Annotated in this window: 10 protein-coding genes; all 10 read left to right on the forward strand. The window is 45.3% G+C overall.

Features of this window, described 5'->3' with window-relative positions; all coding sequences use genetic code 11:
- The first annotated feature begins 17 nt into the window (after nt 1-17).
- The 10 genes from aspS to GFS24_RS26860 all read left to right on the forward strand — a co-directional run bounded on the left by aspS (nt 18) and on the right by GFS24_RS26860 (nt 13,924).
- On the forward strand, nt 18-1,766 hold the full coding sequence (aspS, locus tag GFS24_RS26815) for an aspartate--tRNA ligase (protein ID WP_153665192.1): 1,749 nt from the start codon (nt 18-20) through the stop codon (nt 1,764-1,766).
- Nucleotides 1,767-1,948: 182 nt separating this feature from the next.
- Complete coding sequence (locus GFS24_RS26820) at nt 1,949-2,452, forward strand: glucosaminidase domain-containing protein (protein WP_153665194.1); 504 nt, start codon at nt 1,949-1,951, stop codon at nt 2,450-2,452.
- Nucleotides 2,453-2,500: 48 nt separating this feature from the next.
- Nucleotides 2,501-3,826, forward strand: coding sequence for a hypothetical protein (locus tag GFS24_RS26825; protein ID WP_153665196.1), 1,326 nt, complete (start codon nt 2,501-2,503; stop codon nt 3,824-3,826).
- Nucleotides 3,801-4,928 (forward strand): GDSL-type esterase/lipase family protein, encoded by a 1,128-nt coding sequence (locus GFS24_RS26830; protein ID WP_153665198.1) that lies wholly within the window; start codon nt 3,801-3,803, stop codon nt 4,926-4,928. The genes GFS24_RS26825 and GFS24_RS26830 overlap by 26 nt, the downstream gene beginning before the upstream one ends.
- A 5-nt stretch (nt 4,929-4,933) precedes the next feature.
- A complete protein-coding gene (locus tag GFS24_RS26835; RefSeq protein ID WP_153665200.1) occupies nt 4,934-6,421 on the forward strand; it encodes an MBOAT family protein in 1,488 nt (495 codons plus the stop codon).
- A gap of 93 nt (nt 6,422-6,514) precedes the next feature.
- Nucleotides 6,515-7,777, forward strand: a complete 1,263-nt coding sequence (gene fabF, locus GFS24_RS26840) for a beta-ketoacyl-ACP synthase II (RefSeq protein ID WP_153665203.1) — start codon at nt 6,515-6,517, stop codon at nt 7,775-7,777.
- 395 nt (nt 7,778-8,172) lie between these two features.
- Nucleotides 8,173-9,303 (forward strand): ATP-binding protein, encoded by a 1,131-nt coding sequence (locus GFS24_RS26845; RefSeq protein WP_153665205.1) that lies wholly within the window; start codon nt 8,173-8,175, stop codon nt 9,301-9,303.
- Between the two features lie 134 nt (nt 9,304-9,437).
- Nucleotides 9,438-12,311: an excinuclease ABC subunit UvrA gene (uvrA, locus tag GFS24_RS26850; RefSeq protein WP_153665207.1), complete on the forward strand. Its 2,874-nt coding sequence runs from the start codon at nt 9,438-9,440 to the stop codon at nt 12,309-12,311.
- A 427-nt stretch (nt 12,312-12,738) separates the two neighbouring features.
- Nucleotides 12,739-13,236: a DUF6452 family protein gene (locus tag GFS24_RS26855; protein WP_153665209.1), complete on the forward strand. Its 498-nt coding sequence runs from the start codon at nt 12,739-12,741 to the stop codon at nt 13,234-13,236.
- Nucleotides 13,208-13,924, forward strand: a complete 717-nt coding sequence (locus GFS24_RS26860) for a DUF6048 family protein (RefSeq protein ID WP_153665211.1) — start codon at nt 13,208-13,210, stop codon at nt 13,922-13,924. Before GFS24_RS26855 ends, GFS24_RS26860 begins: the two co-directional genes overlap by 29 nt.
- Nucleotides 13,925-14,002: the final 78 nt, after the last annotated feature.

Consider the following 14,002-nt stretch of genomic DNA (forward strand, 5'->3'; position numbering starts at 1 on the left):
ATTAAAAGAATAGTATAATGTACAGATCGCACACATGTGGTGAATTGCGCATAGAACATGTAAGCCAGCCGGTAAAGCTGGCTGGATGGGTGCAAACCGTTCGCAAGTTTGGAAGTATTACGTTCGTAGACTTACGTGACCGTTACGGTATTACGCAATTGTTGTTTCCCGAAGCACTGAATCCGCAGCTGCAAAGCCAGCCCCTGGGCCGTGAGTTTGTGTTGCAGGTAAGCGGCACCGTTACAGAACGTTCCAGCAAAAATAACAATATCCCCACCGGCGAAATCGAGATCTCCGTATCAGATTTTCAGGTGCTCAACAGTTCCAAAACCCCGCCCTTCACCATTCAGGATGATACAGACGGAGGAGACGAACTGCGCATGAAATACCGCTACCTCGATCTCAGAAGGAACCTCATAAAACAAAACCTCACCCTCCGCTACCGCGTGAACCGCTCCGTAAGGAACTTCCTGGATAGCCGTGGTTTCATGGATATAGAAACTCCTTATCTCATTAAATCCACGCCGGAAGGTGCAAGGGATTTTGTGGTGCCAAGTCGTATGAACGATAACCAGTTCTACGCCCTGCCCCAATCCCCGCAAACTTTCAAGCAATTGCTCATGGTAAGCGGTTACGACCGTTACTACCAGATCGTAAAATGCTTCCGGGATGAAGACCTGCGTGCAGACCGTCAGCCGGAATTCACACAGATCGACTGTGAAATGAGCTTCGTAGACCAGGAAGACATCCTGAAGAACTTCGAAGAAATGACCAAACACGTTTTCCAGGAAATCAAAGGGATCACATTTAACGAACCCTTCCCCCGCATGACCTGGGAAGATGCGATGAAATATTACGGCAACGATAAACCGGATATCCGTTTCGAAATGAAACTGGTAGACCTCGGCGAAACCGCTCGTGGTAATGGTTTCAAAGTATTTGACGAAGCAGAACTGGTAGTAGGTATTAATGCCGGCGGTTGCAGTGAATACACCCGCAAACAACTGGATGAATTGACTGATTGGGTAAAACGCCCGCAGATCGGCATGACTGGCCTTATCTATATAAGATATAATGCAGACGGTACCCTGAAAAGTTCCGTAGATAAATTCTTTAACGAACAGGCCTTACAACTGTTTGCTGATCAGTGCAAAGCCAAACCCGGCGACCTGATCCTCATCCTGGCTGGTAAAGAAGAACGTACCCGCAAAGCCATGAGCGAATTGCGCCTGGAAATGGGTGAGCGCTTAGGTTTCAGGGATAAAGACGTATACAAACCGCTGTGGGTGATAGATTTTCCGCTATTTGAATATGCAGAAGAAGACAACCGCTGGGTTGCCCGTCACCATCCGTTCACAGCGCCAAAACCAGAACACATTCACCTGATGGACGATCTCAGCCAATACGCCAAGATCAAAGCCAACGCTTACGATATCGTATTAAATGGTACAGAGATCGGCGGAGGTTCTATCCGGATCTTCCAGAGAGACTTGCAGGAAAAAATGTTCGCCGCATTGGGTATGACCAAAGAAGAGGCCAACCACAAATTCGGTTTCCTCCTCGGTGCTTTTGAATATGGTGCTCCTCCGCATGGTGGTATCGCCTTCGGATTCGACCGTTTTTGCTCTCTTTTAGGTGGCAGTGAAACCATCCGTGACTTCATCGCCTTCCCGAAAAACAACTCCGGAAGAGATGTAATGCTCGATGCGCCAAGTGAAATAGACCAGGTGCAACTCGATGAACTGAAATTGTCTTTGCTTAAATAAAGCGAAGGATATCAAATACTTACGCGCTGTGATGAACGATCATCACAGCGTTTTTTCATTAGATCGTTTATTAAATTATGACGGATTAACATATCAAAAACAACCCATGTATCCGAAATGACTTAATTTTACACCCGAGATGATGAAATCCCTGTGCCGATCGATCCACTTAAAAAATACGCATGCTTTTAAAACAAATGATGCTATCCGGCCTCCTCGCTTCAAGCCTGGTGTCCGTAGCACAAAAGGCCCCCAAAAAGTACATGAAGTTGTATGAACCCGTGGCAGTTAACCTGATGAAAGAAACCGGTATTCCGGCCAGTGTAATTTTAGGCGTTGCCATGTTGGAGTCCGGAGCGGGCACCAGCAGAAATGCCAAACTCCTGCGCAACCATTTTGGGATCGTAGGAAAGAACAACCTTGCAAAAAGAGGAGAAACGTATCGTTCTAAGTATAAAGAATATCAAACAGACACCGCCTCTTATCGGCATTTTGTGAAACTGATCCTGAAGCGCAAATGGTATCCCGGCATGAAAGGCAATGAAGATTATAACGTTTGGATCGCTAAACTGAACTCCTCCGGTTATTCCACCGCAGAGCATGTTTGGGTGAACCGGGTAACGGCCATGATTAAACGTTATAAATTATATGAGCTGGATGATGAATTAAATCTTGCAAAACAATAGCTTTGCAGGAGTTACGTTACTAGAACGTATACACGCAGCTGTTAAAATATGTCATCCGGAAATAAACATCCCTATCCTTTCATGATCGTCCTGGGCACGCTTTGTTGCCTCGGGGTATTATCATTGTTCAATAACGCTTTATCCTTTGGCAGTCATACTACCCGCCCATTGGATATCCTGGCAGATCTAAAAAAGGAGGATGCAGCACCACCGGAGGAATCAATAACAGCTTCCGCAAAAAAAACAGCCACCGTAGCCCCACTGCCAGTAGACTATGCCACCTACCCGGGTATCATAGAATATGGCGACCAGAACTCCGGCATGCGTTCTTTCATGCACGCCCTCAAAGCCCTCAGGGCAGGGCAGCGCAAGAAAGTACGCATCGCTTATTTCGGAGATTCCATGATCGAGGGAGACCTCATCACCCAGGACCTCAGAGATAGCCTGCAGGCATTTTTTGGCGGAGATGGCGTGGGTTTCGTTCCCGCTACTTCCGTGGTTTCCGGTTTCCGCACTTCCATCCGGCACAGCTTTTCCCCCAACTGGATGGATTACCATTTTAAGAATGTTCCGCCAAAAGGTACAGAGCTGGGCATCTCCGGTCACGTATTTTTACCCGCTGCACAAAGCTGGATAAGATACGAACCGGCAAAGAAACATCCGTTTGAAGAAGTAAGCCTGTTATATGGTTCAGGAGGAGGAGAGGTGATGATCAACAACAAATCCCTCCGCCTGGATGGCAAGAACAACCTCAACGAAAAATCATTCATCTCAGATTCTTCCGTCAATTCCCTCACCCTGAAATTCAATACCACCACGCTGTTTTACGGCGCCTGCTTTGAAAGTCAGAAAGGCGTGTTCCTGGATAATTATTCCTTCCGTGGCATCAGCGGTATCGAATTAGGAAAACTGAGTAAAAATATGTGGACGCAGATGCAGTCTGTTCGTCCGTATGATCTGATAGTACTGCATTACGGCGCCAACGTACTTTTCCTGCCGGAAAATACTAAGTTCGACTGGTACGAAAGACCCATGGTAAAAGTAGTAGATTCCCTTCGCCGCCTATTCCCGCAAACTTCTTTCCTGATCGTAGGTACAGCAGATAAAGCGTACAAGAAAAAAGGAAAGTATGTAACGGCTCCCGGCGTAAAAGCACTGATGAAGATCCAGCACAACTTTGCAGAATCAAGAGGTATGGCTTACTGGAACCTCTATTCCGCGATGGGCGGGGAAGGCGCCATGACCCGTTGGGTAGAAGGAGATACCACATATGCCAACAAAGATTACACTCACTTCAACTTCCGTGGCGCGTCTAAAGTAGGCGGGCTGTTGTATAAAGCGATCATGGATGAATATAAGCAGGAGCAGCTTTAAACTATTAATACTTTTCATAGGAATGATCAGCAGCGCAAAAGCGCAGCAGAAATTCCTATTTAACGATACCTGCCTGTACCCGTTCTTTGAATACCTGAAAACCAACGAAGCCGCAAACATTCTGCACTTGGGAGATTCCCATGTGCAAGCAGGTTTCCTCCCAAACACAGTGGCCAATAAACTGAAACAAAAATTCGGCGATGGCGGAACAGGCTGGGTATTTCCTTACAACCTCGCCAGTACCAATGGTCCCGATGGTTACAAATGGAGTAGTAATACAAGATGGAGTGCAGACAGAATAGTGGATCGTAATATCTCAGCATGGCCCGGCCCCGGAGGTATAGTCATCACAGGAAGCGGAACCCTCACTTACACAGGAAAGAACATCGGCGAAGCAGAAATATTTTTTAGTGAAGGAACAGCCGAAGCAAGTGATGGAGAATTCACACAGGAAGTCACAGATTTCGGGCAGGTTGCCAGGCTCATATTTCACAACCCGCAATCCACCTTCAGTATAAAACTTCCCAGGGTACAATTCTACGGAGCTATTATCTACAGTGGCAATCCGGGAATTTTATACAGCAGTATCGGCATCAACGGAGCACAGTTCATGCATTATAATCAGGATGCACAAACCATCCCCACACAGATGCAGATCCTGAAACCACAACTGGTAATTATTTCCCTCGGCACTAATGAAGCCTTTGGCGGAATAACCGCAACACAGCTAAGACAGGAAATGGATAAAACAGTAAACGCCATAAAAGAAACTGCACCAGAAGCTAGTATACTTTTCACCACCCCACCCAGCGGGATGATGAAGAAAAGACAGGTGCCTTACAAGAAAAAAGGTAAAACAAGATACCGCGTATCATATGTCAGGAACCCACAGGTAGCAGTGATCAGAGCAGAGATGATCCAGTTCTGCAAAGACAATAATATCGCATACTGGGATTTTCACGAAGCCATGAAAGCAGACAAAAGCTTTGTCCGTGGCTGGAACCCGGACCATGTACATTTTAACGCATTCGGATATACCCGGCAAGGCAGCTTATTGTATGATGCCATCATAGCCAGCTGGGAAAAATGGCAACAAAAATAGAACCTATGTCTTTTTTAGAGAACCTGAAGGCCCAGGTACTTTACAATCCGGAAGAACCCATCCTGTTCAACAGCGCATTCTTCCTTTTCTTTTTCGCAGCTTTCCTGTTAGCCTATCAGCTGGTAAGAAAGAACGAAAGAGGCCGTGTATGGGTATTCACCTTATTCTCTTTATACTTTTTCTATAAAGCCTGCGGCGGATACGTAGGCCTGGTCATACTTTCAGCTATTGTAGATTTCTATCTCAGCAACCGCATCCACGCAGATCCGGATCAACGCAACCGCAAAACATTACTCTGGTTCAGCATCCTGATCAACATCGGCATGTTGTTCTATTTCAAATACACCGACTTTTTCATCAACATTATTAATGGTGTCAGCAATGGCCACATCAGCCCCCTGAACCTCTTACTCCCCATCGGTATTTCATTTTACACCTTCGAAAATCTCAGCTATACCATAGATGTTTACAGAAAGGAGATCAAACCCGTGGACAATTTCATGGACTATCTCTTCTTCCTGTCTTTCTTCCCCAAACTGATGATGGGCCCCATTGTACGGGCAGCAGATTTCATCCCCCAGATCAAACAACCGTACAATATTAAACAGGAAGACATCGGCAAAGGCATGTTCCTCATCCTCGGTGGTCTCTTCAAAAAAGTAGTGATCTCAGATCTCATCTACCAGAACTACGTACAATATATATTTGATGATCCTTCCCGCCATACCGGGATAGAATGTCTCTTTGGCGTGTATGCATATGCACTGGTGATCTATTGTGATTTCTCCGGTTATTCAGATATGGCCATCGGCATCGCCCGCTGGATGGGATTCAAGATCCCCCCTAATTTCGACAAACCTTATAAGAGCAGCTCTATCACTGAATTCTGGCGCAGGTGGCATATCTCATTATCATCCTGGCTGCGGGATTACATCTATATTCCATTGGGTGGTAACCGCAAAGGCACCATCCGTCAATATATCAATCTGATGCTCACCATGCTGATCGGTGGTTTCTGGCATGGCGCCAGCTGGAACTTTATTTTCTGGGGAGGAGTACACGGTGGCGCATTAGGTTTAGACAAACTCTGGGGCCAATGGAACAAAAAGATCAAAGAATTCAAATCCACCCCGCTAAGGGCCAGGCTCTGGAAAATAGGAGGCATCCTCTTCACATTCCACCTCGTTTGTTTCTGCTGGATCTTCTTTAAAGCAGATACATTCAGCAGTGCCTGGGACCTCATCCACCAGATCACCACTAACTTTCAGGGCCATTTATTCTTCCAGTTGGTAGAAGGTTACCCACAGGTATTCCTGCTGATGGGCATTGGTTATGTCCTGCATTTCCTACCCGATGTGGCTGAACAAAAACTGGAATTCAGGCTTGGAAAGCTGCCAGTATGGGGGAGTGTAGCCGTTTTGGTCCTCTTTATCTGGTTCCTGGCGCAAGTAAAATCCCTGGAACCCATGATCCCCATCTATTTGCAATTTTAATGTGCATATGAAATTATTCTCATGCGTATGCTTAATCCTGATAATAAGTAACTAACTTTGCGTCCTTAACTTTTGTCATTCAAAGTAAATCTTATGCGTACTGTTACACTGAGGAGAGTCGTGATCACCGGAATGGGAGCTATCACACCGATCGGTAATGATGTAAATACGTTCTGGAATAACATGAAAGCCGGAATGAGTGGCTCGGGCCCTATCACTAAGTTCGACCCCACAGAATTCAAGACTAAATTTGCCAATGAGTTAAAGGGATTGGATATTGAAGCCTTCATTGAAAAGAAGGAAGCACGCAAGATGGATACCTTTACGCAATACGCCATGGTGGTTGCGCAGGAAGCTATTCAAAACTGCGGAGTAGACCTGAATGCTGTAGACCGTACCAAGTTTGGTGTGATCTGGGCTTCCGGTAACGGCGGTATGCAAACCTTCGAAGACCAGATCATCGAGTTTGCGCAAGCCAACTTCATCCCAAAGTTCAGCCCCTTCTTTATTCCCCGCCTTATTTCTGATATCGCTGCTGGTCAGATCGCTATTAAATATGGTCTGATGGGTATTAATTATTGTACCGTATCTGCTTGTGCTTCTTCCAACAGTGCATTGGTAGATGCCTTCAATTATATTCGTCTGGGTAAAGCCAATATGATCATAGCCGGTGGTTCTGAAGGACCCATTACCCGTGCTGGTATTGCAGGTTTCAATGCCCTCAAGGCATTGTCCACCCGGAATGAAGATCCCATGCATGCTTCCCGTCCTTTTGATGCAGACCGTGATGGTTTTGTAATGGGCGAAGGCGCAGGAGCCCTTGTTCTCGAAGATTATGAGCATGCCATGAAACGCGGTGCCACTATCTATGGAGAAATGGTAGGTGGTGCTATGAGTTGTGATGCCTATCACCTCACTGCTACACATCCTGAAGGCCTTGGTGCACAACTCGGAATGAAAGAAGCCCTGGAAGATGCAGGACTTTCTATCACAGATGTAGATTACATCAACGCCCACGCTACTTCCACCCCATTAGGTGATGTAAGTGAACTGAAAGCGATCAAAGCTGTATTCGGAGAGCACGCAAAAAACATCAACATCAGTGCTACCAAATCCATGACAGGTCACCTGTTGGGAGCAGCCGGAGCTATTGAAGCGATTGCCTGCGTAAAAGCGATCCAGGACGATATCGTTCCACCAACTATCAACACCACTTCATTAGGAGAAGGTATTCCTGATGATCTGAACCTCACACTCGGCCAGGCGCAAAAACGCGTGATCAATGTAGCGCTCAGCAACACTTTCGGTTTCGGTGGCCACAACGCCATCGCCGCTTTCGCAAAATTCAAAGGCTAATAGCTTTTTTTAAATATTGAACCGGGCCGGATACTTTCCTGCCCGGTTTTTTTATGCCGTTTTATCAGGGCCGTTTTTCAGTGGCAATAGTTTTTTATATAGTCAACAGTTGTTCTCTTTTCATCCCTCGTTGCGTCGCACGTTTCAGCAGCTGTTTTTTAATTTAGCTAATGCTACTTAGAGAATAACTCTCAATTTCAGCCGAATTGGGTATAATTGGGTAATTTTATGGGTATTTTACCAATAAATAATTGATAATCATTAAATTATGCATTTTCCTATAGTTTGTGATCAGAGAAAAACATAATGAAAATGGATTGTAATCCAATAATATCATAATAATAATGGATTGTAATCCAGAAATATTATATAATTTAGGGATTGTAATTCAGAATATGATAAAAAGAACCTTCCAAACCAGCATCCAAAAAAGACTGTTTAAAGGCAAAGCCGTCCTATTATTTGGCCCACGTCAGGCTGGAAAATCTACACTTGTAGAAACCTTGCTGGAAGCCCAGGATGAAGAATGGCTTTACATGAATGGAGATGATGCAGATGTACGGGAGATATTGACCAATACTTCAGCAGCAAAACTCAGAGCTATTATCGGAAATAAAAAGATCGTTTTTATAGATGAAGCACAGCGCGTTCCAAACATCGGGCTTACACTCAAGCTGATCACAGACCAGATAAAAGAAGTGCAGGTAATTGCTACCGGATCATCAGCTTTTGAACTATCCAGTCAGGTGAATGAGCCACTAACAGGTCGGAAATACGAGTTCATGTTATACCCGCTTAGCTTTTCTGAAATGGTACAACACCACGGATTGTTGGAAGAAAAACGATTGATCGAACATCGTATGGTGTATGGTTACTATCCTGAGATCGTTACGAAACAAGGAGAGGAAGAAGAACTGTTGAAACTCCTTGCGAGCAGTTACTTGTACAAAGATTTATTGATGTTGGAGCAGATCAAAAAACCTCTTTTATTGGAAAAGTTGCTAAAAGCCCTGGCACTACAGGTAGGAAGCGAAATCAGCTACCAGGAAATTGCTCAGACAATAGGAAGCGATCAAAAAACGGTTGATAAATATATTGATCTGTTAGAAAAAACATTTGTTGTATTCCGTCTCCCTGCGCTTAACCGTAATGTCCGCAATGAAATAAAGAAGGGAAAGAAGATCTACTTCTACGATTGCGGCATTCGTAACGCCATCATCAACAATTTCAAACCTATCAATACGAGAACAGATGTAGGAGCTTTGTGGGAGAACTTTTTGATTTCGGAGAGAGTGAAGTACCTGCGCTATCATGGTATTGATGCAGACCAATATTTCTGGCGGACGACTCAACAGCAGGAAATTGATCTGGTGGAAGATTATGATGAAAAGCTGAAAGCGTACGAGTTTAAATGGAGTAAAACGGAAAAGGTGCGTTTCCCACAGACCTTTACCACAAATTACCCTGATGCAACAACTCAGATTATTTCTCCTGACAATGTGGAGGATTTTATCGGTATGAAGTAGAAATATATTCATAAAATCATCATGTATGTAAGCCGCTGATCCTCAATCTCTCCCAATCCCTTCATCCTTCTTTATTTTTCATTCATTCCCGAAATGCGTAGTTTAGTATTTTGAATTTCGTGTTCGGGAACTATATGGCAAAGCAAAAGCAAAAAACGGCAGACAAACCCGCTCCAGTGGCTAATAACGATGAAATGATCGAGGTATACGGCGCAAGGGAGCATAATCTCAAGAACCTGGATATCAAGATCCCCAAGAACAGTCTGGTGGTGATCACAGGTATCAGCGGCAGCGGCAAATCTTCCCTGGCATTTGATACCATCTATGCAGAAGGACAGCGCCGCTACATGGAAAGCTTCTCCGCATACGCCCGCCAGTTCATTGGTGATATGGAAAGACCAGATGTAGACAAGATCACCGGTCTCTCTCCCGTTATTTCCATCGAGCAGAAAACAACAAATAAAAATCCCCGCTCCACAGTAGGGACCATCACAGAGATCTATGATTTCCTCCGTTTGCTCTACGCACGCGTGGGCGAAGCATTCTCCTATAATACCGGCAAACGCATGACGCGTTTCTCCGAAGAAGAGATCATGGCACACATCTTCTCTCAGTATCCAAAAAAGAAACTCGTCATCTTGGCCCCCATTATCCGCGGCCGTAAAGGACATTACCGGGAATTATTTGAACAGCTCCGCAAACAGGGCTACCTCAAAGTTCGCGTAGACGGGGAAATACTGGAACTGAAAGAACGCATGCAGGTAGATCGTTACAAGATCCACGACATAGAACTCGTAGTAGACCGCATCCAGGTTCAGGACGATGCACGCGTCCGCATCAGCCAGAGTGTACAAAAAGCACTGGCACTCGGCAAAGGCCTCATGTTCATCATGGAACATGAATCCAATAAAGTAAAACAATACAGCCGCCAATTGATGTGTGAGGAAACAGGAATCTCTTACGAAGAACCTTCTCCCAACACCTTTTCCTTCAATTCCCCTTATGGTGCATGCCCCCGCTGTAAAGGTCTCGGTACCATCTACCAGATCAATATGGACGAAGTGTTACCAGACCGCAGTAAATCCATCAACGATGGCGGCCTTGCCCCATTAGGAGAAGCACGGGATACATTTACATTCAAACAGGTACAGCAACTCGCTAAAAAATATAAGTTCGCCCTCACCACGCCCATAGAAAAGATCCCGGAAAAAGCATTGAACGTTTTGCTCTTCGGAGATGAGAACGGAAAGCTGGAAGTGGATATGGGCTTTGAAGAGAACGGCACAGAAACACTGTCAACAGAATATGAAGGTGTCGTGAATATGGTGCGCCGTTATTTCAATGACACTTCTTCAGATGCCGTACGCAATTGGGCAGAAGGTTTCATGCAACTGAGTACCTGTCCGGAATGTGAAGGTACCCGCCTGAAAAAGGAAAGCCTCATGTTCAAAGTAGACGGTAAGAACATTGCAGAACTCGGCGCCCTCAACCTCAGCAATCTGGCAGAATGGTTTGCCCAACTGGAAAAACGCCTCAACAATAAACAGAACGTCATTGCAAAAGACGTACTGAAAGAAATCCGCGAACGCCTGGGATTCTTGCTGGATGTAGGTTTAACCTATCTCACGCTCAGTCGCCCAACTCGTTCCCTCAGTGGGGGAGAATCACAACGTATCCGCCTGGCCACACAGATCGGTTCTCAATTGATGGGTATTACGTATATCCTCGATGAGCCCAGTATCGGTTTGCACCAGCGGGATAACATGCGTCTCATAGATGCTATGCGTAATCTGAAGGCCATGGGCAACACGGTGATAGTAGTAGAGCATGATAAAGATATTATGCTGCATGCAGATCATCTCGTGGATATTGGCCCTGGTGCAGGGATCCATGGTGGTGAAATTGTAGCGCAGGGCACACCCGCAGAAATATTAAAACTCAACACTGCTACTGCAGGTTACCTGAATGGCATCCGCGAAATTCCCATCCCCAAAGAACGCCGCAAAGGAAATGGAAAATTCCTGGAGCTGAAAGGTGCTACCGGCAATAACCTGAAGAACGTTAGCATTAAATTGCCTTTAGGTACTTTCATTTGTGTGACCGGTGTTTCCGGAAGTGGAAAATCCACGCTCATCAATGAAACATTATATCCCATTCTTTCCAAACATGCCTACGATTCCAAAATGGTACCGATGCCCTACAAAAGCATCAAAGGCCTTGAGGAACTGGATAAAGTGATAGAGATAGATCAAAGCCCTATCGGCCGCACGCCCAGAAGCAATCCGGCCACTTACTGCGGCTTCTTTACAGAGATCCGTCAGTTGTTCACCGCCATCCCGGAAGCAAAGATCAGAGGTTACAATGCCGGCCGCTTTTCCTTCAACGTAAAAGGAGGCCGCTGCGATGTTTGCGAAGGAGCAGGTGTACGTGTGATAGAAATGAACTTCCTCCCCGATGTATATGTACATTGCGAAAAATGCAACGGCCGCAGATACAACAGGGAAACTTTAGAGATCCGCTACAAAGGCAAATCCATTTCCGATGTATTGGATATGACAGTGGAAGAAGCGGTAGACTTCTTCCAGGCTGTGCCCTATCTTTACCGCAGAATTAAAACCCTGCAGGATGTTGGTTTAGGATATATCACCCTGGGCCAGTCTGCCGTAACCCTTTCCGGAGGAGAAGCGCAAAGGGTAAAAGTGGCCACCGAGCTGTCTAAAAAAGATACCGGCAAAACTATTTATATCTTAGATGAGCCCACTACGGGATTACACTTCCAGGATATCCAGTTGCTGCTGAATGTGTTAAATAAACTGGTAGACCGTGGTAACACGGTACTGGTGATAGAGCATAACCTGGATGTAGTGAAAGTAGCGGATTATGTAATTGATCTCGGACCGGAAGGAGGAGAAGGAGGTGGTACTATTCTTGCTACAGGAACGCCCGAAGAAGTGAGTAAATGTAAAGAAAGCCACACGGCAAGGTTTTTAATAAAGGAATTGAAATAGGCAAGCCCAATAACCAAAGGCAAAAATCCCGGAAACCGGCAAAGCCCAATCAATAAAGCTTCCAATGCAAAAAATCCCTCACCCGGATTTTTGCCAAAGGAACTAAAACCGGCAAAGCCCAGTCAATAAAGCTCCCAACGAAAAAAATCCCTCACCCGGATTTTTGCCAAAAGGAGTTAAAACCGGCAAAGCCCAGTCAATAAAACATCCAATGCAAAAAATCCCCCTTCGGATTTTTGCCAAAGGAACTAAAACCGGCAAAGCCCAGTCAATAAAGCTCCCAATGCAAAAAATCCCTCACCCGGATTTTTGCCAAAGGAACTAAAACCGGCAAAGCCCAGTCAATAAAGCTCCCAATGAAAAAAATCCCCCCTTCGGATTTTTGCCAAAAGGAACTAAAACAAGCAAATTGCCCACAAAGAGATTTATGAAATACATTTTGCTGATAGCCTGCATCCTCACCCTCTTCATCGCTTGCAACGATGATACCAAAGTGTGCGATGTAGATGTACGCACAGAAACGCGGGTGCGTTTCCGAACTAAACCACGCGGCCTTCAGGAAAGAGATACCACCCTGCCGGAAGTTACCCTGTTTGCCGTAGGCAAAGACAGCATCTACCGAAGCCAGAGAGGCCTCACTGGTATGCAGTTCTCCTTAGACCGTTTGAGTGACAGTGCCCGTTTCTACTTCCGGACAGATGATTCCGTCAGGACAGGACCAGCAGACACATTAATAGTATCAGACGTCCTCGTTTTTTACTATAAACGGCAACCCAAATTTGTATCCGCAGGATGCGGGATAATCCTCACCTATGCCATTGATTCTGTGAAATATACCACCGGTAATTCGCCTATCAAGACGCTGCTGGTCAATCAACATATTGTAACAACAGGAAATGAAACGAATATTACACTCACTTTTTAGTACCCTGCTGGTATTACTGGCCGTTAATGCTGTTGCACAAGAACCCAAAAAGAAAAAGGATTCAGTGCCGGTGATAACAATTCCCGTACCTGCCGGAGTTCGTGTGGGCGTAGATATTTCCCGTTTCGCCCTTAAATATTTTCAACCGTATCGTACAGACGTTACAGTGAACCTCGATGCCCGGTATAACGACAGGATCTACATCGCTTCAGACCTCAGTTTTAATAGTGTATACCACCTGGACCAGAATTATAAATATATCAGCAACGGCATGTCCGGCACCATTGGTATCAATTATAACCTGCTCAAAAAAACCGTACCCAAAGAGAATTTCATTATCTATGGCGGGTTGCGGTACGGACTGGCCGTGTTCACGTATAAAGTCCCGGAATACCGTATCTATAATTTATATTGGGGAAATATCCGGGGCAGCGTACCGGAAACCACCAAGATGGCACACTGGATAGAAATGACCGTGGGCATGAAAGTAGAAGTGCTGAAAAATTTCTATCTTGGCTGGAGCCTGCACGAACGTATCCTCGTGAATGGTGCATTGGCTAACCAGGATTTTCCACCCCTGGTGATCCCTGGCTTTGGAAAAGGATACAAGAAAAGCGCATTTGATTTTCAATATAGTGTTTCCTACCTGTTCCCTTTATGGAAGGTAAAACAGGCCGTGAAACTCTAAAAGGATGTAGATTTTTAGCTTAAGCCCTTTCAGCGGCATTTATTTAGATACTGTATTAACCCTTGCGATGGATTTCTA

It is taken from the genome of Chitinophaga sp. SYP-B3965, assembly GCF_009647655.1.
Classification (GTDB): domain Bacteria; phylum Bacteroidota; class Bacteroidia; order Chitinophagales; family Chitinophagaceae; genus Chitinophaga.

Excerpts from the sequence above, each read along its gene's own strand:
- aspS (WP_153665192.1), top strand. The coding sequence starts at position 18 with ATGTACAGATCGCACACATGTGGTGAATTGCGCATAGAACATGTAAGC.
- GFS24_RS26845 (WP_153665205.1), top strand. The coding sequence starts at position 8,173 with ATGATAAAAAGAACCTTCCAAACCAGCATCCAAAAAAGACTGTTTAAA.
- fabF (WP_153665203.1), top strand. The coding sequence starts at position 6,515 with ATGCGTACTGTTACACTGAGGAGAGTCGTGATCACCGGAATGGGAGCT.
- GFS24_RS26860 (WP_153665211.1), top strand. The coding sequence starts at position 13,208 with ATGAAACGAATATTACACTCACTTTTTAGTACCCTGCTGGTATTACTG.
- GFS24_RS26825 (WP_153665196.1), top strand. The coding sequence starts at position 2,501 with ATGTCATCCGGAAATAAACATCCCTATCCTTTCATGATCGTCCTGGGC.
- GFS24_RS26835 (WP_153665200.1), top strand. The coding sequence starts at position 4,934 with ATGTCTTTTTTAGAGAACCTGAAGGCCCAGGTACTTTACAATCCGGAA.
- GFS24_RS26820 (WP_153665194.1), top strand. The coding sequence starts at position 1,949 with ATGCTTTTAAAACAAATGATGCTATCCGGCCTCCTCGCTTCAAGCCTG.
- GFS24_RS26855 (WP_153665209.1), top strand. The coding sequence starts at position 12,739 with ATGAAATACATTTTGCTGATAGCCTGCATCCTCACCCTCTTCATCGCT.
- GFS24_RS26830 (WP_153665198.1), top strand. The coding sequence starts at position 3,801 with ATGAATATAAGCAGGAGCAGCTTTAAACTATTAATACTTTTCATAGGA.
- uvrA (WP_153665207.1), top strand. The coding sequence starts at position 9,438 with ATGGCAAAGCAAAAGCAAAAAACGGCAGACAAACCCGCTCCAGTGGCT.